The following is a 20,214-nucleotide window of genomic DNA, read 5'->3' on the forward strand; positions in this document are numbered from 1 at the left end:
CTTATTTATAACCTAGAGGTATGATTGTTAATACAGAATTAGAGCAGAAGGGAAATCTCTTTCCACGCAAAGTAATTTCATATTCCAAAGATGTTGATGTATTAGAATTTAGAACAGAAAATGGTGTGATTCTACACCTTACTGTTTTAAGAGATAGCGTATTACGATTTAGATTTGCGACAGAAAATACCTTTGAAAATGATTTTTCGTACGCTATTGATGATGATGCAAACAGAGGATTTAACCACCTTGAAGTAAATGAGCATGAAACAGAGTTTTGTGTCACTACTTCAAAGCTTAAATGCTGTATTGATAAAGAATCCTTACAATCTAAAATTTACGATCTCAAAGGTAATATTATCCTTGAAGATGAACTGGGCTTCCACTGGGAAGAGAGTTATGAGCATGGTGGTAATGTAGTAAAGATGAGCAAGGTGGCTCAGGATGCAGAAAGTTACTACGGATTAGGGGATAAACCCATGCACTTAAATCTTAAAGGTAAACGTATAGAAAACTGGGCGACAGATCAGTACGCCTTTGGGAAGGATAAAGACCCATTATATAAAAGTGTACCTTTTTACATGGGATTACACCACGGGCAGGCCTACGGAGTATTTTTTGACAATACCTTTAGAACCTTTTTTGACTTTTGTAATGAACGTAGAAAAGTGACAAGCTTCTGGGCCCATGGAGGAGAAATGAATTATTATTTCTTCTATGGACCAAACATGAATGATGTGATCACAAGTTACACGGATTTAACCGGAAAACCAGAATTACCGCCGCTTTGGTCGCTAGGATATCATCAGTGTAAATGGAGTTACTATCCTGAAAGTAGAGTTAGAGATATCGCTTCAGAATTTAGAAAATTAAGAATACCCTGCGATGCGATTTACTTAGATATTGACTACATGGAAGGCTTTAGATGTTTTACCTGGAGCCATGAACACTTTCCAGATCCTAAGAAGATGATTTCAGACCTGGCTGAAGATGGCTTTAAAACCATTGTCATCATAGATCCGGGGATTAAAATAGATAATGATTATTGGGTATATAAGGAGGCGCTGGAGAATGATTATTTCTGTAAACGTGCAGATGGTCCCTACATGAAAGGTAAAGTATGGCCGGGCGAATGTAACTTCCCTGATTTCACTAATCCCGAAGTTCGTGAATGGTGGGCCGGATTATACAAAGAACTCATTGCAGACTTTGGAGTAAAAGGAGTGTGGAATGATATGAATGAGCCTGCCGTGATGGAGGTTCCCAATAAAACTTTTCCAGATGATGTGCGTCATGACTACGATGGTAACCCATGCAGTCACCGAAAAGCACATAACATTTACGGGACACAGATGGCAAGAGCCACGTATGAGGGCGTAAAAAAATACGCTTATCCTAAACGCCCATTTATTATAACCCGTTCGGCTTATTCTGGCGCGCAACGCTACACCAGTTCTTGGACAGGCGATAATATTGCTACCTGGGAACATTTATGGATCGCGAATATTCAGGCACAACGCATGAGTATGAGTGGTATGGGCTTTACCGGGAGTGATATAGGCGGGTTTGCAGAGCAACCTACAGGAGAGCTTTATGCTCGTTGGATCCAGTTAGGTGTGTTTCATCCATTTTGTAGAACACACTCCTCTGGTGATTATGGAGACCAAGAACCTTGGTCGTTTGATGTGAATGTAACTGATATCACCCGCAAATTTATTGAGTTAAGGTATCAATTATTGCCGTACTTGTACACTATGTTTTGGCAGTATGTGACTGATGGCACACCTATGCTTAAAAGTTTAGTGGTTTTTGACCAGGAAGACGCGCAAACACATTATAGAACAGATGAGTTTATCTTTGGAAATCATATTCTGGTTTGCCCTGTCCTAGAGCCCAATGCAAAGGGTAGACGCATGTATATTCCACGCGGAACCTGGTTTAACTACTGGAATAAAGAAACTTATATAGGTGGTCGTGAAGAATGGGTAGATGCAGATATTGATAGCATTCCTATGATGGTAAAAGAAGGAGCTATCATACCAAAATATCCCATACAGCAGTATGTTGGAGAAAAAGAAATAGAAGAATTAACCCTGGAGGTTTACTATAAAGAGGGCGTCGAAAAGTCTGTGGTTTATGAAGATGCTCAGGACGGCTATGACTATAAAAAAGGTCGTTTTAGTTTAAGAAACTTTAGCTTAAAGGGAAAAGACAATGAATTGATTATCAATCAGTATAAGTCTGGTAAGTTCACTACGCCTTATGCTAATTTGAAAATAAACATCTTTGGTTTACCCTTTGTGGTAGACTATATTGAGATTGATAGTGAGAAAGTCTCATTAAAGAATTGTCAATTTAATCCCACGGCAAATACATTGGTGATTCCTAAAGACTTTTCAGAGTTGCATCTTGTAGGGAAGTAGACTTGCGCTAAGGCTTCGGTTTATAAAGTCAGATTAGTTGGGGCTGCAGTCATAGAAGATATTTTGAGTAAGACTTTTGGCTTACGCAGCGATCTTTTCTGATGCTTCGTTTCATAAAAGGAAATAATATTAATGGCTTGAGTCATGAAAATCGAAGGTTCAACTATCCTAAAATAATGAAAGGGAGTAGTGGTCAAACACGATTTTAAGATAACTATTCTTCTTCTTAACGTATGGTATCAAAAAATGTTAAACCCTTATCAAATCTTTGATGAGCGGTAGGTCTATTTTGTAAATTGGCATCCAAAACCCTTGATAATGAAGACACGAAACATACTTATTACGTTAGGATTAGTCCTAATGATCGCAGCCTGTGCGACAAATCCCTTTACAGGAAAAAAAACCTTAGCCTTAGTTTCTAATGATCAGCTATTCCCAATGGCTTTTCAACAATACGATCAATTCTTAGCTGAGAACCCCGTGGTAACCAATACCAGCGAAGCACAAATGATTACTAGGATAGGGCAAAAAATTGCTACTGCATCAGAACGTTGGTTAACGGCGAATGGCTATGCGGGATATCTTAAAGACTACCAATGGGAATATAATTTGGTCAAGGACAGTGCTGTGAATGCATGGTGTATGCCGGGTGGCAAAATTGTTTTTTACACGGGCATTCTCCCAATTGCTAAAAATGAAGCGGGAATAGCTGCGGTTATGGGACATGAAGTTGCTCATGCTTTAGCAAATCACGGAGCACAACGCATGAGTGCCGGTCAATTACAACAAATTGCTGGAGTTGCAGGTGCTGTTGCTGTAGGTGGAAAAAGCCAGGAGACACAGCAAATATTTGCTACTGCATTTGGACTTGGTTCACAATTAGGAGTGATGTTACCCTTTAGCAGAAGCCACGAAACCGAAGCTGATCGTATAGGTCTTACACTAATGGCAATCGCCGGATACGATCCTGCTGAAGCCCCAGAACTATGGAAACGAATGAAAGCTGCAAGCGGGGGACAATCTCCGCCAGAGTTTATGAGTACACATCCACATCCGGATACGCGTATTCAAAATTTAACTGCTTGGATTCCAGAAGCTAAAGCCGAAGCAAAAAAATACGGTGTTACTTCTTTTCAATAAGAATACATAAAGTTTACTTCAAAAAGCTGCTTTTAACAAGTAGCTTTTTCTATTTTTAGCCCTTACTCAAACATAACGGCTATGCAGTTACTTGCTAAAGGAGCTAAAAAATTAACCAATGCCTGGGCATTTTATGACTGGTCTGTTTCAGTCTATAACTTAACGATTTCATCTGCGATTTTTCCCATTTACTACGGTGCGCTGTTTAGAATAGAAGAAATTGAAAAAGTGACGGTTTTTGGAGGAGAAGTTGCCCGTGCTCCGCTCATAAGCTATGTTACTGCTTTTGCTTTTGTGTTGATCTCTCTCATTACGCCCCTGGTTGCAGGTATTGCAGATTATACGGGTAAGAAGAAGTTATTTATGCACCTATTTAACTTTTTGGGAGCCTTTAGTTGCATAGGTTTGTACTGGTTTTCATTGGATGATATTTACATAAGTTTGCTCTGTTATTTAATGGCGCTGGTGGGATATTGGTGTTCTTTTGCGATTTATAATTCATACTTGCCTGATATCGCTTTCGCGGAACAGCATGATCGACTAAGCTCAAGGGGTTACTCCTTAGGGTATATCGGAAGCGTGATATTGTTACTTTTTAATTTAGGAATGGTCATGTATCCTGAAACCTTTGGACTGGCAGAAGGCGGCACCGGAAGCATGCAAGCCATGCGTATTTCCTTTCTCTCTGTTGGTATTTGGTGGTTAGCCTTTAGTCAATACACATTGTATTACCTGCCTATGGGAAGAAAGCGTGAGTCCAATGCTAAAAATTTTCTGATTAATGGTTTCTTGGAGCTCAAAAAAGTAAAAAGTTTAATTGCTCAAAATGCTGTTTTGAAATCCTATCTCATAGCATTTTATGTATACAGTATGGCCGTACAAACCGTTATGCTAGTAGCCACTTATTTTGGTGAAGAAGAAGTGAAGTGGGGTGGAGATGAAGCGCGTCAAACAGGATTGATTACAAGCATACTATTAATACAGCTAGTGGCTGTAATAGGTGCTACATTAACATGGAAAGCGGCTCAAAAATTTGGAAATATCAAAACCTTAATTGGCATTAATATGATTTGGGTGGTGATTTGTGTCGTGGGATATTTTGTGACGTTACCCATTCACTTTTATATCACTGCGGCGGCAGTTGGCTTTGTGATGGGTGGAATCCAGTCGCTATCCCGATCTACCTACTCCAAGTTTTTGCCAGATACTATTGATACTACTTCCTTCTTCAGCTTTTATGATGTTGCTGAAAAAATTGGGATTATCATCGGTATGTTTATCTATGGTTTTATTGCTCAAGTTACCGGCAGTATGCGGAATTCGATTATCTTTTTAGCTGTATTCTTCTTTGTAGGAATGGTTTTATTACGCCGAGTACCCAAAGAAGCTCCCTAACTTTTTTGCTCCTTGTTAAAGTAAACCAGGTAGTAATACATCTGTTTTTCTTCATCCCAGCCTTTTTCGACAAATTTTTCGGCGCTTTCGGGATTTATGAAATCCATTTTGATCTGTATGTTGGTATCTAGCTCAATCACGTTTTTGATGCTCTTTCTGGCTGCGGTAACAGCCGTATTGGCTATTGGGAACTCAGTTAAATCCTCAATTTTATATTTTGGTGCTTTTTCAACTTTGTAGTGCTTAAACTCTGGAATAAGATCAGGATTTTCGAATACTTCATTGATGAAATTGGATTCTTCAAACGTATCATTTTTTGCAAAATGATTCACCGCACGATTCATGAACATGACTTCTTCCTTTTTATCTTCTGCAGGTAGGACAACGTCTTTAGCAAAATTCTGGCAGAACTTCATGTACTTTTTAGTAAAGAAATTGTCGTCTTCAAAAACATCGACTTCTAAGAAATGCTCCAGCCAGTATTTGGTATCGTAACGATTTGAGTCTACCGATAGAATCTTATAACCTTCGGCTTCGACTTTATTAAAAATTATCGCGCCCTTATCCAGTTTGTTTAAATTGACGCCTTGCTGTAATTTGATGTCCAGCTGATTTTCTCCTTCTTTAAACTGAAGAAAATCGGTCTTTAATTCAGATTTAAATACACCGATTGCATTCACTTTTTCATTGTCTAATAGCATATTTTCAAAATAGGTCACGTATACCTCACCGGCTTTGATGTGAGGGTGAGATGACTGATCGTACAAGTGTTTTGTAATCTCTTGTGATGCCTGATGAATGGCTGAGGGGTCTTCAAACACCTTTTTGGCAATACCGTGTAGGGTGTGAAATTCAAGATCGGCCTCATGATTGAATCGGTAATAGTTTTCTTCTTTTTCCCTAAAAGGTTTTAAAAAAAACTCTTTAAGTAGGGGAGTAAGTTCATCATTGAGCTCATAGGGAAATGCAGATAAGAATATGGGTTCGTTTCGGCTTTTATTCCCTACGCGATGAATAGAAAGGGATTCAATATGGGTATTAAAAAGATTGATCATAGTGTGTTAGTGTAGCAGCATTAATTCCAGTTTTCGTCAAAGTCCAAATCATCATAGTTATCTACGTCCAGATCGTCATCTAGGTCTAAATCGTTATCATCTGCATTGAATTCTTTATCTGGTGCTTCTGGGGGTAATTCGCCATGAGCAAAAATAAGGTTAGGATAGTCGATGGAGTAATCTGGTTCGGCAATTTCTGCTAATTCTACTAAAAAAGTCCACATGCTCAAAAAGTCGTAAACATAAATAAGACGTGGTGACTGCTCTGTGACCATCTCATCCAGCGCAGTTTCATTCATGATGCGTACTTGCGATGTACCCTCACTCATGTCAAACAGTGCTATTTCTTCGCCTTGATTCCACTCCTCATCAGACTGGTAGAAACTGGCCATTTCATTTCCTTCAAAGCCAAAGGCCTGAGTGATTGAGTTATGAAAGTCTTCCATCGTGATATCATCCTTTACCTCAATATCTCTAAATACATCATCTTTGGTATCAAGGATCACTCTAAATCTATAAATCATGTAAGAAAATTAAGGCTGTAAAATTAGACTTTTTTGACGTTTCGGGCTTGTAGAAAAACATAAAATTGCATTCCGAATAAGAGTGAGGCAATAACTAAATGCAATGGCTGTGATGCCACGGGAAAATCAACATAATACATCGCCATTCCCGAAAGGATTTCAATGCCTATAAGCGCCAAAACCCAATGATAATTTTTGAGCGCATAGTTTTTCATTCGTATTTGCCACAATAAATACACATTGACAAGCAGGACTATGATAGAAAATGACCTATGCGCATAAAAGGTAAACATTGGGTCATTGAGCCATAAGTCTTTTGCATTATATCCCAACAGGTCAATTTGATCATCCACATAATGCCGCACTTGTGTACCCATGATGATTTGAATAATCGTTAATACAAGTGCAGCCACTAGAAAACCTTTTATCTTGGCAGGAACTTGTGAATTATTCATCTTTGGAGTAACTTTTTCCAGAAGATATACGAGTAATGCAACAATAAGTAGCGCTACTAACATGTGAGTAGTAATTTTAGCAGGTACTAAAACAGAATAAACTACTGTTGCACCTAACCACGCCTGAAACCCCATTAAAAAAACGGTGAACCAAGAGAGTAATGTAATGGCTTTATCATCTTTCCATAATTTGATAGAGACGAAAGCCATAAAAAGAATTGCCAAACCGGCTAAGGCACCCACTAATCGGTTAAGGTATTCAATCCAGGTATGCCATACATTAAAGGTGGCATAGTCGTGTTTAGTATAGGGTTCCCAATTTGATTGTTGATAGGTTTCACCAGAAGTGAAATCGCTTTTGGCAACTTGAAGACTTTCATTCACAATAATGACTTGTCCTTGATGAATCTCTTTATTCGCTTGCCACATTAATTCTGAAGATTCTGTAGGCGGAATGTAATATCCAAAGCATTTAGGCCAGTCTGGACATCCCATACCGCTCCCGGTCATTCTTACCAGCGCGCCGGCTACGATAACTAGATAAACCAGGATCAATGATATTTTTACAAGTCGTCTATACATGAGTCAAACCGAGTTGCTTCCCTTTTTTTAACATAAATTCACGTGCAGCAGCATATTCATTTGGGATTTCACCTTCTAGAATGGCTTCTTTAATCGCATCTTTAATCACGCCTATTTCACGGGAAGGTTTGAGGTTAAAGGTTTGCATAATCTCCTCACCACTTACCGGAGGTTCAAAGTTGCGCACATGATCACGCTCTTCAACTTCTTTGATCTTTTTACGAACTAGTTTAAAGTTGTTGTGATATTTTTTAAATCGTTTGGGATTTTTGGTGGTGATATCTGCTTCGCACAAGGTCATAAGATCTTCAATATAATCTCCCGCGTCAAAAATTAGTCGGCGTACAGCAGAATCTGTCACATCATCGCTGGCAATAACGATGGGTCGCGAACTCATCAACACCATTTTTTGAACAAACTTCATCTTATCATTGAGCGGCATTTTGAGTCGCTTAAATAGTTTGTAGACCATTTTTGCTCCTACAAATTCATGACTGTGAAAGGTCCATCCAATTTTCTTGTCAAAACGCTTTGTGGGTGCTTTACCAATGTCATGCAATAAGGCTGCCCATCTAAGCCAAAGGTTATCTGTGTGTTGAGCGATATTATCAACCACCTCTAGCGTATGCCAAAAATTATCTTTATGACGTTGGCCTTCAATCTCATCTATTCCCTTAAGTGCAATAAGCTCTGGTAAGATAATGTCTAGTAATTTAGTTTTTTCTAATAGAGCGAAGCCTATGCTTGGTTTGGCAGCTAATAGAATTTTATGCAATTCATCTATAATTCGCTCTTTTGAAATAATCGTAATGCGATCAGCATGTTGCGTAATAGCCTGCAGTGAATCTTCTTCTATCGTGAAATTGAGCTGCGTGGCAAATCGTATTGCTCTAAGCATACGCAGCGGATCGTCACTATAGGTAACACCGGGCTCCAGCGGTGTCTTAATCAGTTTTTCTTCTAAATGATTTAATCCACCAAAGGGATCAATAAGTGTCCCATAGTTATCTTTATTTAGGCTTATAGCCATCGCATTGATGGTGAAGTCTCTTCGGTTTTGATCGTCTTGCAGGCTTCCCTCCTCGACGCTGGGTTTACGACTGTCTTTACGATAACTCTCTTTTCTAGCTCCTACAAATTCTACCTCAATCTCTTCCGTTTTAAGCATAGCTGTACCAAAGTTTTTAAACACCTGAACATTAGGCTTGTTCGGTAGGAGTTGAGCTACTTTTTTTGCGAGTGCTATTCCGCTGCCAAGCGTAACAATATCAATATCTTTAGCCTCTCCGCGGTTCAGAATATAATCACGTACAAATCCGCCGATCACAAAGGTAGATAGACCTAACTCTTGACTTGCCTTTGCAATGATAAAGAAAATAGGATGTGGAAGGGCTTTTGTATGATTATTCATATTGTTAATCACCTTAACAATGAGTATTCTATTTGCGTATCACTTGGACTACACCATCATTCGAAAGCTTAATAATAGCTGATGGTTTAGTACTCATTTTTTGGGATTGCAAAGGTACGATATAGTCCACTCCTTTTAAAATTTCGGTAGATATTTCGGCGTAGCTTTTTGGGGTTGCTTTTCCACTGATATTTGCCGAGGTGGCTACAATTGGCTTTTTGAATTTCTGAACCAAATCTTTACAAAATGAACGCTGTGCAACACGAATTGCTAAGGTTTGATCTGGAGCTAATAAGTTTTCGGCGATATTGATGGGTTGATCGTAAATAATGGTTGTTGGTTTTGAAGCATATCGTAAGATGTCATAGGCAACTTCTGGAATATTTTCTACATGCCGATTAAGCATTTTAAAATCATTCACTAAGCAAATTAGCGCCTTGCTTTCATCTCTTTGCTTTAAGGCGTAAATTTTATCTACTGCCGCTGCATTGGTAGCATCACAACCAATTCCCCAAATCGTATCTGTTGGAAATAAGATGAGTCCGCCTTTTTTGAGGATTTGGATGGTGTTTTGAATTTCTTTTTGTTGATCATTCATTATCATACGTTCGAATAATTTTTAACATGAAAATTATTATTAATACTGGTTAGTTATACTTACGTATTTATCATAGTTTTTTTATTCGATCGATCTTAATTGTAAAAGGGAAATTTATTAAATACTATGGCACATTTTTTTTAAAAGGATAGATTTCGTCTTGACCAGTGGGTTCTTGTGTTGAGAGAATTCAAATAGAATTTTTCCTCATCATCCAGAGCATTGCTATTGATGTACCATGGCAAATGTCTTGCTTGATAAGGAAATCCAGTCCTTAGAACTAATGTTCTTTCATCTCGTTCGCCAACTTTAGAAAACGGTCTGTAAAGTGCAAATGTAGTATCAATAGGAGCTATGAAAATATGTTGTTCTATGCTTTGCTGATAATATTTTTTTTCCCATTCAATTACCTTTTGCTTGTTTGCGTAATGATCTGGTAAATCATCAATTTTTAGAGAAAATCCAATTTTATGGACTATTGGATACTTTTTTAACATTTGTAAAAAAAATTTTAAAAAGTCAGACGGACATTCATCAACGGGTACAACATCTGAATCAGTAAGAACAAAATATGAATTGACAAACCTTAACCATAAGCCACTTTTCCAAAAAGCTTTGGAGCCATAATTCTTTTTCAATAAATGTACATGGCACTCTGTGGTTTTGTAAAATTCTAATAAAGGAGGATAAGTCGATTGATTATCTAAAATATGAATGTTGGTATATTCTCTTTTTTTTAATGCTATAATGAGAAGTTTTAATGTGCTAAGTCGATTGTAATTATTTATAAAAATGGGAATATCTTTCTCGTCTTTAGGATACGATGAAAAAATAAACCTTAGAATACCTGCAATTAGATTTTTAAATTTCTTCATTAATCTGCTGTTTTAGTTTCAATGACTTGGAAAGAGGAGCTCCTTCTAATAGCAGCACAAAAAGCCTCCAATAGGATGGTTTTATTAAGGCTGTAAAGAAATAACGTATACAAAAGTAACTATTGAGAACGGCACGCTGAATACTGCCGTAGTGCTTTTGGGTATGATAGAGCAGTGAAATTTTCTGCTCCATTTTAAGATAGATATTCTTATTCATACTGGCACTTTTGTAATGAATATATTCCAGCGATGGAACGATATAGGTGTTTTTATTACTTTTTTTAGTCATTCTTAAACTAAGATCTGATTCTTCATAAAAAAGAAAAAGATTTGTATCAAAACCCCCAATCATATTGAATGAAGCAGCATCAACAAACATAAAAGAACCTTGAACATAGTGTACCACAGTAGGTTGTTCAAAACGTTGCTTTCGGTTTAAATATGTTGTTGGAAAAAGGCGTTCTAATAGTGGACGTCGAAAGATTTCACGCTTGAGCGAGGAGTAGTGGTCAATAGTCACTCTAAAATTTTTATCCTCATCCAGCATTTGAGGAGAGCATATACCAGCATCTGGTGTTTGTTGCATAAATAATTTAAGTCCACCCAAACAGTCTTTAGATACCATCAGTGTATCATTATTTATAAATGCATAGTATTTGCAGGGAGAAGTGTGTTGCACCCCTAACATATTTCCTGCTCCAAAGCCTATGTTTTGTTTACTTCTAACCAGTTTAACTCTATAATCATTTACAGTTCCAATGTGTTTTTTTAAGGTTGAATAATCTTCAAAAGAAGAGTTATTATCAACGATGACTAATTCATAGCTTGTTTGAGTAGAAGTGTTTTCCAATAATGAATTTATACATCCAATGGTGTATGAAGCAGTATTATAATTTATAATGATGGCACAAATATCAATCATTTTTTTACTAAAATTTTTTTCCAGCGTTGCGCTATATTTTTTTGATGAAACTGTGCCGAAGAAGCTAAGGCTTGTTGCGACATGGAGTGTATACTTGTATTATTCTTAAGGATTTTATTGAGGGTCGCGTGTAATTCTCCTTCTGGGAATAAAAATCCATTATCACCGGTGATAATTTCCTTAGGTCCAGGATGATTACTGGCAATAGGAATTGTTCCCTGTGACATACCTTCGATAAGAATTATTCCAAAAAGCTCTTCCCATTTAGCAGTTCGTTTAGAGTTTAACACTACGTACTGATGACGGCGATATAATTTAGCTAGTTCATCTGCATCATATATTGGTGTGATAAAATGAATATTCGAATGTTTCACTGCTTTTTCTTTCACTAATTCGCTGAGCTTACCATCACCAATAATAGTCAAAGACGCCTCTGTACGTCGCTCAAAAAAAGATACCAGTTCTTCAATACCTTTTTGTTGAAGCAATCTCCCCACATAAATAAAACTATGTTCTTTTCTTTCTTCAGCTTCGTGCAAGTGAAAGGCAGATTTCAATGCATGATAGACTACGCTGATTTTGGTGTCATCAATGCTATAATTACCATTAAGTTCTTTTTTCGTTTTCGTGGTTACTGCAAAGATATGTCGCACTTTAAATTCTAAAAAATTACGCCATTGCTCAAAAAGGAGATCAGTGTTTTTTTTGTGATTTGGATAAAAGCTTTTATCCCAACAGGTCCAGGAGGTGTGATAATAAATATGATGTTTCTCAAGGTAAGGCAACAATGAAACAAGTTTGTAATCGTAAGGAGCGATGCCCAAAATAATCTTCTTATTTTTACTTTTTTTTAAAGAACGGAAAAATGCAATGTTATCCACTTGCTTTCTAAATGTTCTAAGATCAAGTTTGATAGCAGATTTTAAAAGAGTACTTAAAATCGAAAATTCATAATATTCAATAGATAAATTGTGCTCTTTTGCTAAACATTCCAAACCTACATAGTGTCCTTTTGCACCGTGTTTATGAAGAACGTAAATTTTTTCTAAGGGCATTTAATGAGTTTAGCTAGTGTAAATGTAAAGGTTTAATTTTTTTGAGAAACGATATATTGGACAAATCACAGCATCATAAAGAAGAAATTGAGGGGATAATTAGAAATGGAGTAGAGTATTCTGCGGAAAAGATTCTTCAAGGAGGCAGAAATTTAGTGGCTCTCGTATCGCTTTCAAACCAAACAAAAACCGTTTTTAAAAAGTTTAAAACGCCACATCTTTTTAACAGAATAGTCTACCGTTTTTTCAGAAAAAGTAAGGCCCAAAGATCATTCGAATACGCTACACGACTCACCGAATTAAATATAGGAACTCCCAAGCCTTTACACTTTGTTGAAGAATTTGATTGGATTGGACTTACATCCAGCTACTACGTAAGCGAATATCAACCCAGTGATTTAACCTACAGAGAATTAACCACGGATTTTTCAATTGAAGATCATGAAGAAATTCTTAAAGCCTTTACGCGTTTTACATATGAGCTGCATGAGAAGAATGTTCATTTCTTAGATCACTCCCCGGGAAATACTCTCATTGAAAGAGCTAATCGCGGCTACAATTTTCATTTGGTAGATTTAAACCGCATGAATTTTGAACCGCTGTCTTTTGAACAACGCATTAGGAATTTCGCAAAATTGACAATTCATAAAGCTATGATAAAAACAATGAGTGATGAGTATGCAAAATGTGGGAATTACGATAAAGAGGAGGTTTTTGAACTCATGTGGAAGCACACCCGTGAGTTTCAACACAAATATTATAAGAAAATACGATTAAAGAAATTCTTCTTTTTCTGGAAAAAGAAATATAAATCTATGACATCTACTTCTCCGATTTAATCAGCTCTCTTAATTTGATATATTTCAAAAAGGTGAGATGTGCCGTTTGAACACATATCACAAAACCATTAAATCCATCTAAAAATCCTCTTCTCAAAATATAAGCTTTGAAAAAAGCCCAAAAAGGATTCCATAAAATGTTAAAGATAGGAGCTTTTTTTCCAAGCTCATAGTATGATTGAGCTGAAATACTTGAGAATTTTTCAATTTGTCGGTTATAGGCGCTATAGGTTGGATAGTTCCAATGAAGAATATCTCCATTCAAAAATCCGGCTTTATTGGGATAAAATAATTTGTAGGAATCATGAGGATTAATTCCTCTCCATTCCCCATTACCTTTTTTAAAGGCTCTTAATTTCTTATCAGGGTACCAATCAGAATAATTAATCCACTGACCGCAGAAGTTGTTGTATCGGTTCATGTAGTAGCCATCTAACAGCCAATTTTTCTTAAGCTCAAGGATGGATTGTTGTAGTTGAGGTGACAGCGCTTCATCACCATCTAATGAGATGATATACGAATGTGATGCCTGTTCTACGGCAAAATTCTTTTGCTCTTTATATCCCAAAAAGGTTTGCTCTATGAACCTAACATTAAATGATTGACAAATAGCTTTCGTTTGATCAGTAGAATAAGAATCTACTACGACAATCTCGTCTGCAACGTCAATTAATGAAATAAGACAATCCCGTATTTTTCGTTCTTCATTAAATGTAATAATGACCGCACTTAGCTTAACCATAAATTGAATATACGCTTGCTATGCAAGTATAGGATTAATTTTTATTTTATAATATACATTCTTTTTAACGTTATCGAATTTATTCTTCAATTTTGAGTTATAATTTGAAACTATTTAGAGTGGATAGCGTTATTTTTGAATTTTGAATATAAATTCATGAAGATTTTAGTTACCGGTGCTGCCGGATTTATAGGCTCCCATTTATCTGAAGAATTAGCCAATAATGGTCATGACGTGACCGGTGTTGATAATTTTTCATCGTATTATTCACGAGAACTTAAAGAGCTGAATCGGGAGGATCTTATTGCCAACGGCGTTAATTTTAAGGAACTTGACTTAAGAGAAGATCTATCTAAGCATTTATCAAATGATTTTGATGTGGTATATCATTTTGCCGCACAACCGGGGATATCTGCGTCTACTCCGTTTGATGATTACTTAGAAAATAATGTATTGGCTACTCAAAATCTATTGTCGTTTCTGTTGACCCAAAAACGAAAGAAGATGATGTTCGTCAATATAGCCACATCGTCTATTTATGGTTTTGAGGCAACTTCTCCAGAGACTGCTGCACCAGAACCAGTTTCAGACTATGGTGTCACTAAATTAGCCGCTGAACAATTGGTTATGGCTGCACAACGATCTGGAAAAATAGATGCCTGTTCCATACGTTGTTTTTCGGTATACGGTCCCCGGGAGCGTCCTGAGAAGCTTTATACTAAGCTCATAGCATCGATATTCGATGGGACTAGTTTTCCCCTTTATGAGGGAAGTCTATCCCATGAGCGAAGTTTCACTTATGTGGGAGATATCGTCAAAGGACTAGAAATGGTATTAAATAAAAAGGATATGTGTAATGGAGAAATTATCAATCTAGGCAGCGATGAAGTGTATACTACCGGTGAGGGTATTTCATTAATAGAAGAAATCATTGGTAAAAAGGCAAATTTTGATATTGTAGCGAAGCGGCCGGGCGATCAACTCAAAACATCGGCTAATATTGATAAAGCAAAAAAGCTGTTAAACTATCATCCAACCACTTCTTTTAAAGATGGGCTTAAAAAGCAAGTTACCTGGTACGAAGAGAAATTCAGGTCAAATTAAGAGCTATAAATTTATTGAGCAAAGGTATAATACGCTGTGGAGTGAAATTTGAATATAATTCATTATTCGTAAGACGACGCTTTTCTTCAGCTGATAAAACGTCATTCACATGAATGGCATAATTTTGCTCATTTTCAAAAAGAGACCAGGCTTCTTTTGAAATTTGTGGAGAGAATATCGAAAAAGTCGGTACCTCAAGAGCTTTTGCCATATTTACGGCGCCTCCCTCATTACCGATAAGGGCATCACAGTGTGAAAGCAATGCTAGAAATTCTCGTATGCTTTTACCGTATACATCTCTAATAACAGCATTTTGGGTAGAAGTCTTACAGGCATAATATAACTGATTGACTTGTTCCAACTGGTTGGGTATGTAGTTGAATATGATTTGTGCTTTAGGTAGTGTTTCATGTAAATGATCTAATATATGCGCCATATAGTCAAGCGGATATGTTTTTGCATCAGAACTTCCCAAGACAGCAATCATCAGTATTGGATTTGTCGAGTTGAGTCCTGCTTCCTCAAGCAGTTTCCCGGCGTCATTTTTTTCTACTTCCGTCAGGAAAATAGTTGGTTTAGGTAATTCAATAGATTTTTCATTAAAATATGCCCTAAGTAATTTTTCACGGTCTTTAAGTGCAGTATTTGCTTCTAACGCGAGATGGTCTTTAGTGCGTGAGATTGTTCGATGATATATAAAAGAGCTATAAGATTTTTTATATCCAATTTTGATATCAGCATTCGTAAGGAGACTGATGAGGTTACTGGATAATTTTGCATACACATCAAAAACTACATCGTACTTCTCTTTTCTAAGCAGTAAGCCTATTTTGACTAAATAAGGGATACTACTTTCCTTATTTTTCTTTAATAGAATGAGCTTATCGATATCTGGATGATGTAAGACTACATCTTTCGTCGATTCATTAATAAGATAGTGAACTATAGAAGACTGGTCTTTATTTTTAATATAGGTACACAAGGATGAAGAGGTTAACACATCCCCAATCATCTTTTGTTGAATAATTAAAAACTTTTTCAAGCGTGCGTATTAAACAGATACGTTATACTCTCTCAATGCGTCATTAAGAGAGGTTTTTTTGTTCGTACTCTCTTTACGAGTCCCAATAATTAGTGCGCAAGGAACATTAAAATCTCCTGCCGGAAATGTTTTAGTATAACTCCCTGGTATAACGACTGATCTGGTTGGGATAATCCCTTTCATCTCTTTTGGTTCATTGCCGGTTACGTCAATAATTTTTGTAGAAGCGGTTAGTACAACGTTTGCGCCTAGAACAGCTTCTTTTTCAACTCTAATCCCTTCAACAACGATGCATCGAGATCCTATAAATGCATTATCCTCAATAATAACGGGAGCTGCCTGCAATGGTTCTAACACTCCACCTATACCAACTCCGCCACTTAAGTGTACATTTTTTCCTATTTGGGCACAGCTACCAACCGTTGCCCAGGTATCCACCATAGTCCCTTCATCAACGTAAGCACCAATATTTACGTAACTCGGCATCATGATGACGCCGCTTGATATGTACGCACCATGTCTGGCAACTGCATTTGGAACCACCCGTATTCCTTTTTCTTTATACCCTTTTTTAAGTGGCATTTTATCGTGGTATTCAAAGATGCCTGCTTCAAGGGTTTCCATTTTTTGAATTGGAAAATAGAGGACCACAGCTTTCTTGACCCATTCGTTGACCTGCCAGCCAGTCGCTGTAGGCTCAGCAACACGTAACTCTCCGCTATCCAACTTCTCGATTACATCACGAATAGCACCTTGTGTTTTAGCATCTTCTAGTAATGAGCGATCTGCCCATGCTTTTTCAATAATTTTTTTTGACATAAATTTTAAATTGATTTAGCTGTTATAGGATAGGTCTCTTTAAGCTTTAATAGGGAAACTATAAAATAGCTCAATCCAATCATTTCTAATGTTTCCTCTGTAGTATAAAAAGCAACTATGGCTAAGGTTGTATTTATTTTTTCATTTGGTATTTGATTGAAGTCAATGTACCAACCAGATAACATTTCAAGTCCAACAGCACCTGCAACGAAGATAAAACCGGACAGAAAAAACTTTTTTTGAAACCGAAAGGGCAATTTTAAAAATGGTTTTACGATAATCAAACCCAGAATTAGCAAGGCTATACCATAGGGTATCACCCATGCATAATAAAATATGCCTCCCGTATCAAAACTCGCCTCAATCATTCTCCCTATTTTTTCGTGAAGCCTAAGTAATTCATCAAAGCCAAGGTACAAAAAGAGTACGCTCATTCCTAGCCAGAACGATTTTGAAACTGGCTGGGATAGCCTAATATTTCTTAAATAAAAAAGAAGAAAGGAGATCATGAGAAACAATAAACTAGAAAAGGTAGACGGCACATTTTTTTTCTTTAGCAAAGTTGAACTTTCTAAAAAAGAAATCTCTCATGTTTAAGTCATTGACATAAAAATTTATAAAGCTTGTGATATGCATTATTAGTAGAAATGAGATACAAAAAATTAAAAGCTTCCGTACAAAATTTGAATTTAACATCGCGTCAATTTGCATAAGGTTACAAATAAACAAAGAAAGTATCAATCGTTTGCCGTTACCTCAAAAAAGACAATAAAATTTTTAAAAAAATGGTGTATTTTTAATGCATGCCACAACTCCTTGCTATTGATTATGGAACTAAACGCTGCGGAATAGCCGTTACAGATGACCTACAGCTCATTGCCTCTGGTCTAACAACAGTAGAAACCAAAAATTTATTAAAATTTTTAGCAGACTACTTTAAAAAGGAGTACGTAGAATTGGTATTAATTGGAGAGCCAAAACAAAAAGACGGTACCGCATCTCAAAGTGAAGTCTATATTCAACAATTCATTAAGGAGTTTGAACGACAATTTACTCAAATGCCTTACAAACGTGTGGATGAACGGTTTACCTCAAAAGATGCTTTTCAGGCAATGATTGACAGCGGGATGTCAAAAAAGAAAAGAAGAAATAAGGCACTTATCGATGAGATAAGTGCGACCATAATTCTACAAAACTATCTCTACAATCCTTAGTATTTGTATATCCTTACTTTTTAGGACTTACCGCATATAACTTTGTATATTTGCCGCGATTTAAGCAATCCAAGAAACCTATGATTTTACCTATCGTGGCCTACGGGGATCCTGTCCTTAAGAAAAAAGCTACAGAGATTTCTGAAGACTATCCTAAACTCAATGAGCTTATCGCTAATATGTGGGAAACGATGTATGCCGCTCATGGCGTAGGTCTGGCAGCACCTCAAATTGGATTGCCGATTAGATTGTTCATGATCGATCCCAGCCCGTTCGCAGACGATGACGATTTAACAAATAAAGAAAAAGAAGAACTTGCATCGCTAAAGAAAGTGCTTATTAATCCGGTAATTTTAGAAGAAACTGGCGATGAATGGGCCTTCAATGAAGGATGCTTAAGTATTCCAGATGTTAGAGAAGATGTGTTTAGAAATAAGGCTATTACAATTCGATATCAGGACGAGGATTTTAAGGAACATACACAAGAGTTTTCTGGTTTGGCTGCCCGTGTGATCCAGCATGAATATGACCATATTGAAGGAATTTTATTCACAGACAAACTCTCTTCTCTCAAAAAACGTTTGATAAAAGGAAAACTCAATAATATCTCTAAAGGAAATATAACGGTGGATTATCGTATGCGTTTTCCTGCCATTAAAAAACGACGTTAAATCTTAGTCTTAAATTTGATTTACTGCTTAAGAATATGATATTTGCCACCCTCAATTAAAAGCAATAATGGGATTAGAAAAAATTTTATCAATCACCGGCAAACCCGGACTTTACGAATTGAAAACGCAAACCCGCGGAGGTTTCTTAGCTGAGTCACTTTTGGACGGCAAGAAAATAGCCGTAAGCGCACGTGAAAACGTTAGTATGCTCAGTGAGATTGCTATTTATACGTATACCGAAGAAATTCCGTTGCGTGAAGTATTTACTAAAATAGGAGAGAAAGAATCCTATCAAGAAGCGATCTCTCACAAATCCCCCAAAGAAGAATTGATTTCCTATTTCAATGAGATTTTACCTGAATATGACGAAGACCGCGTGTATCCCAGTGATATTAAAAAGGTCGTTCAATGGTATAATCTCCTAATCAAGAATGATATTAATGATTTTTCTGAACCGGCTACTGCCGAGGAAGAATAAAAATCCTTAAAAATTTACATTTTTAAAATCCTTTAGGGCCTTCGCTTTAAAGGATTTTTTAATTACATTGTTTTATATCTGAAGCATTTTACCTCATGAATAGCAGAACACAGCAACTGGAAGCCTTTGATCGTTTACTTACCATTATGGATGAGCTGCGAGAAGGATGTCCCTGGGATAGAAAACAAACCATGGAGAGTCTTAGGCATCTTACGATTGAAGAAACGTACGAATTGGGCGACGCCATCTTAGACAATGATTTGGATGAGGTAAAAAATGAATTAGGTGATGTATTGTTGCACATTGTCTTTTACGCTAAAATTGGAAGTGAAAAAAAAGCATTTGATATTGCAGATGTTGCTCATGCTATCTGTGATAAACTTATCGATCGTCATCCACATATTTACGGCGATGTAAAGGTAAATGACGAAGATGATGTAAAGCGAAACTGGGAAAATTTAAAGCTAAAAGAAGGTAAGAATAGTGTCTTAGAAGGAGTGCCTAAGAGTCTTCCGGCATTAGTGAAGGCAAATAGAATACAAGATAAAGTTGCTGGAGTTGGTTTTGACTGGGAAGAGCCTCAACAGGTATTTGAAAAGCTTCAGGAAGAACTGGGAGAACTTCAGCATGAAGTAAAGAAAGGGGATCAGGAAAAAATGGAAGCCGAATTTGGCGATGTACTCTTCAGCATGATCAATTACGCCCGTTTTTTAAACATAAATCCTGAAAATGCGCTTGAACGCACGAATAAGAAGTTTATAAAACGCTTTCAGCATTTAGAAAAAAGAGCTAAAGAAGGTAATAAATCCATCAAAGATATGAGCCTGGATGAAATTGATGTCTTTTGGGAAGAGGCTAAAGAATTATAAT

Annotated in this window: 21 protein-coding genes; 9 read left to right on the plus strand and 12 right to left on the minus strand. The window is 36.8% G+C overall.

Translation table 11 applies throughout. The features are described from left to right. Positions 1 to 20: 20 nt before the first annotated feature. From ABD000_RS06995 to ABD000_RS07005, 3 genes are all read left to right on the plus strand, one after another. Complete coding sequence (locus ABD000_RS06995; RefSeq protein WP_343765199.1) at positions 21 to 2,423, plus strand: glycoside hydrolase family 31 protein; 2,403 nt, start codon at positions 21 to 23, stop codon at positions 2,421 to 2,423. Positions 2,424 to 2,741: 318 nt separating this feature from the next. After that, a complete protein-coding gene (locus tag ABD000_RS07000; protein WP_343765201.1) occupies positions 2,742 to 3,563 on the plus strand; it encodes a M48 family metallopeptidase in 822 nt (273 codons plus the stop codon). A gap of 81 nt (positions 3,564 to 3,644) precedes the next feature. Further along, positions 3,645 to 4,958: an MFS transporter gene (locus ABD000_RS07005; RefSeq protein WP_343765203.1), complete on the plus strand. Its 1,314-nt coding sequence runs from the start codon at positions 3,645 to 3,647 to the stop codon at positions 4,956 to 4,958. On the opposite strand, the gene ABD000_RS07010 is transcribed toward ABD000_RS07005, so the two are convergent. The 8 genes from ABD000_RS07010 to ABD000_RS07045 all read right to left on the minus strand — a co-directional run bounded on the left by ABD000_RS07010 (position 4,955) and on the right by ABD000_RS07045 (position 12,435). Then, positions 4,955 to 6,013, minus strand: a complete 1,059-nt coding sequence (locus tag ABD000_RS07010) for a nucleoid-associated protein (RefSeq protein ID WP_343765205.1) — start codon at positions 6,011 to 6,013, stop codon at positions 4,955 to 4,957. The genes ABD000_RS07005 and ABD000_RS07010 overlap by 4 nt on opposite strands. Before the next feature lie 20 nt (positions 6,014 to 6,033). After that, positions 6,034 to 6,537: an IS1096 element passenger TnpR family protein gene (locus ABD000_RS07015; RefSeq protein WP_343765207.1), complete on the minus strand. Its 504-nt coding sequence runs from the start codon at positions 6,535 to 6,537 to the stop codon at positions 6,034 to 6,036. A 23-nt stretch (positions 6,538 to 6,560) separates the two neighbouring features. Further along, complete coding sequence (locus tag ABD000_RS07020) at positions 6,561 to 7,574, minus strand: COX15/CtaA family protein (RefSeq protein ID WP_343765210.1); 1,014 nt, start codon at positions 7,572 to 7,574, stop codon at positions 6,561 to 6,563. Then, on the minus strand, positions 7,567 to 8,985 hold the full coding sequence (locus ABD000_RS07025) for a CCA tRNA nucleotidyltransferase (protein ID WP_343765213.1): 1,419 nt from the start codon (positions 8,983 to 8,985) through the stop codon (positions 7,567 to 7,569). The genes ABD000_RS07020 and ABD000_RS07025 overlap by 8 nt, the downstream gene beginning before the upstream one ends. A 28-nt stretch (positions 8,986 to 9,013) precedes the next feature. Continuing rightward, positions 9,014 to 9,583, minus strand: a complete 570-nt coding sequence (locus tag ABD000_RS07030) for an L-threonylcarbamoyladenylate synthase (RefSeq protein ID WP_343765216.1) — start codon at positions 9,581 to 9,583, stop codon at positions 9,014 to 9,016. Between the two features lie 140 nt (positions 9,584 to 9,723). After that, positions 9,724 to 10,458, minus strand: a complete 735-nt coding sequence (locus tag ABD000_RS07035; protein WP_343765219.1) for a glycosyltransferase family protein — start codon at positions 10,456 to 10,458, stop codon at positions 9,724 to 9,726. Then, positions 10,445 to 11,380, minus strand: a complete 936-nt coding sequence (locus ABD000_RS07040; protein WP_343765221.1) for a glycosyltransferase family 2 protein — start codon at positions 11,378 to 11,380, stop codon at positions 10,445 to 10,447. The genes ABD000_RS07035 and ABD000_RS07040 overlap by 14 nt, the downstream gene beginning before the upstream one ends. Further along, positions 11,377 to 12,435, minus strand: a complete 1,059-nt coding sequence (locus ABD000_RS07045; RefSeq protein WP_343765224.1) for a glycosyltransferase — start codon at positions 12,433 to 12,435, stop codon at positions 11,377 to 11,379. Before ABD000_RS07045 ends, ABD000_RS07040 begins: the two co-directional genes overlap by 4 nt. 41 nt (positions 12,436 to 12,476) lie before the next feature. Here ABD000_RS07045 and ABD000_RS07050 point away from each other — a divergent pair, with 41 nt between their 5' ends. Then, a complete protein-coding gene (locus ABD000_RS07050) occupies positions 12,477 to 13,274 on the plus strand; it encodes a Kdo domain containing protein (RefSeq protein ID WP_343765227.1) in 798 nt (265 codons plus the stop codon). On the opposite strand, the gene ABD000_RS07055 is transcribed toward ABD000_RS07050, so the two are convergent. Further along, positions 13,258 to 14,016 carry a glycosyltransferase family 2 protein gene (locus tag ABD000_RS07055; protein ID WP_343765230.1) on the minus strand — a complete coding sequence of 253 codons (759 nt, stop codon included), beginning with the start codon at positions 14,014 to 14,016 and terminating at the stop codon, positions 13,258 to 13,260. The genes ABD000_RS07050 and ABD000_RS07055 overlap by 17 nt on opposite strands. Before the next feature lie 156 nt (positions 14,017 to 14,172). Here ABD000_RS07055 and ABD000_RS07060 point away from each other — a divergent pair, with 156 nt between their 5' ends. Then, positions 14,173 to 15,120: an NAD-dependent epimerase/dehydratase family protein gene (locus ABD000_RS07060; protein ID WP_343765233.1), complete on the plus strand. Its 948-nt coding sequence runs from the start codon at positions 14,173 to 14,175 to the stop codon at positions 15,118 to 15,120. Here the strand turns inward: ABD000_RS07060 and ABD000_RS07065 are convergent. From ABD000_RS07065 to ABD000_RS07075, 3 genes are read right to left on the minus strand one after another with little or no spacing between them, the layout of a single operon-like run. After that, positions 15,107 to 16,162, minus strand: a complete 1,056-nt coding sequence (locus tag ABD000_RS07065) for a glycosyltransferase family 9 protein (RefSeq protein ID WP_343765236.1) — start codon at positions 16,160 to 16,162, stop codon at positions 15,107 to 15,109. The two genes, ABD000_RS07060 and ABD000_RS07065, sit on opposite strands and share 14 nt — an antisense overlap. A 9-nt stretch (positions 16,163 to 16,171) precedes the next feature. Next, a complete protein-coding gene (locus tag ABD000_RS07070; RefSeq protein WP_343765239.1) occupies positions 16,172 to 16,981 on the minus strand; it encodes a 2,3,4,5-tetrahydropyridine-2,6-dicarboxylate N-succinyltransferase in 810 nt (269 codons plus the stop codon). A 5-nt stretch (positions 16,982 to 16,986) separates the two neighbouring features. After that, the gene (locus ABD000_RS07075; RefSeq protein WP_343765242.1) at positions 16,987 to 17,415 is read right to left on the minus strand and encodes a hypothetical protein; all 429 of its coding nucleotides are present in this window, start codon (positions 17,413 to 17,415) and stop codon (positions 16,987 to 16,989) included. 369 nt (positions 17,416 to 17,784) lie between these two features. Between ABD000_RS07075 and ruvX the strand changes: the two genes are divergently transcribed. From ruvX to mazG, 4 genes are all read left to right on the plus strand, one after another. Beyond that, positions 17,785 to 18,195 carry a Holliday junction resolvase RuvX gene (gene ruvX, locus ABD000_RS07080; protein ID WP_343765244.1) on the plus strand — a complete coding sequence of 137 codons (411 nt, stop codon included), beginning with the start codon at positions 17,785 to 17,787 and terminating at the stop codon, positions 18,193 to 18,195. 80 nt (positions 18,196 to 18,275) lie between these two features. Continuing rightward, positions 18,276 to 18,866: a peptide deformylase gene (def, locus tag ABD000_RS07085; protein WP_343765246.1), complete on the plus strand. Its 591-nt coding sequence runs from the start codon at positions 18,276 to 18,278 to the stop codon at positions 18,864 to 18,866. A 67-nt stretch (positions 18,867 to 18,933) separates the two neighbouring features. Then, on the plus strand, positions 18,934 to 19,344 hold the full coding sequence (locus ABD000_RS07090) for a DUF5606 family protein (RefSeq protein WP_343765248.1): 411 nt from the start codon (positions 18,934 to 18,936) through the stop codon (positions 19,342 to 19,344). Between the two features lie 95 nt (positions 19,345 to 19,439). Then, complete coding sequence (gene mazG / locus ABD000_RS07095; RefSeq protein WP_343765250.1) at positions 19,440 to 20,213, plus strand: nucleoside triphosphate pyrophosphohydrolase; 774 nt, start codon at positions 19,440 to 19,442, stop codon at positions 20,211 to 20,213. Position 20,214 lies beyond the last annotated feature (1 nt).

The organism is Gangjinia marincola, assembly GCF_039523415.1.
Taxonomy (GTDB): domain Bacteria; phylum Bacteroidota; class Bacteroidia; order Flavobacteriales; family Flavobacteriaceae; genus Gangjinia; species Gangjinia marincola.

Coding starts and splice junctions, on each gene's coding strand:
- ABD000_RS07075 (WP_343765242.1), bottom strand. CDS start 17,415: ATGAGCGTACTCTTTTTGTACCTTGGCTTTGATGAATTACTTAGGCTT.
- ABD000_RS07055 (WP_343765230.1), bottom strand. CDS start 14,016: ATGGTTAAGCTAAGTGCGGTCATTATTACATTTAATGAAGAACGAAAA.
- mazG (WP_343765250.1), top strand. CDS start 19,440: ATGAATAGCAGAACACAGCAACTGGAAGCCTTTGATCGTTTACTTACC.
- ABD000_RS07005 (WP_343765203.1), top strand. CDS start 3,645: ATGCAGTTACTTGCTAAAGGAGCTAAAAAATTAACCAATGCCTGGGCA.
- ABD000_RS07040 (WP_343765221.1), bottom strand. CDS start 11,380: ATGATTGATATTTGTGCCATCATTATAAATTATAATACTGCTTCATAC.
- ABD000_RS07035 (WP_343765219.1), bottom strand. CDS start 10,458: ATGAAGAAATTTAAAAATCTAATTGCAGGTATTCTAAGGTTTATTTTT.
- ABD000_RS07025 (WP_343765213.1), bottom strand. CDS start 8,985: ATGAATAATCATACAAAAGCCCTTCCACATCCTATTTTCTTTATCATT.
- ABD000_RS07010 (WP_343765205.1), bottom strand. CDS start 6,013: ATGATCAATCTTTTTAATACCCATATTGAATCCCTTTCTATTCATCGC.
- def (WP_343765246.1), top strand. CDS start 18,276: ATGATTTTACCTATCGTGGCCTACGGGGATCCTGTCCTTAAGAAAAAA.
- ABD000_RS07015 (WP_343765207.1), bottom strand. CDS start 6,537: ATGATTTATAGATTTAGAGTGATCCTTGATACCAAAGATGATGTATTT.
- ABD000_RS06995 (WP_343765199.1), top strand. CDS start 21: ATGATTGTTAATACAGAATTAGAGCAGAAGGGAAATCTCTTTCCACGC.
- ruvX (WP_343765244.1), top strand. CDS start 17,785: ATGCCACAACTCCTTGCTATTGATTATGGAACTAAACGCTGCGGAATA.
- ABD000_RS07045 (WP_343765224.1), bottom strand. CDS start 12,435: ATGCCCTTAGAAAAAATTTACGTTCTTCATAAACACGGTGCAAAAGGA.
- ABD000_RS07060 (WP_343765233.1), top strand. CDS start 14,173: ATGAAGATTTTAGTTACCGGTGCTGCCGGATTTATAGGCTCCCATTTA.
- ABD000_RS07090 (WP_343765248.1), top strand. CDS start 18,934: ATGGGATTAGAAAAAATTTTATCAATCACCGGCAAACCCGGACTTTAC.
- ABD000_RS07020 (WP_343765210.1), bottom strand. CDS start 7,574: ATGTATAGACGACTTGTAAAAATATCATTGATCCTGGTTTATCTAGTT.
- ABD000_RS07030 (WP_343765216.1), bottom strand. CDS start 9,583: ATGAATGATCAACAAAAAGAAATTCAAAACACCATCCAAATCCTCAAA.
- ABD000_RS07000 (WP_343765201.1), top strand. CDS start 2,742: ATGAAGACACGAAACATACTTATTACGTTAGGATTAGTCCTAATGATC.
- ABD000_RS07070 (WP_343765239.1), bottom strand. CDS start 16,981: ATGTCAAAAAAAATTATTGAAAAAGCATGGGCAGATCGCTCATTACTA.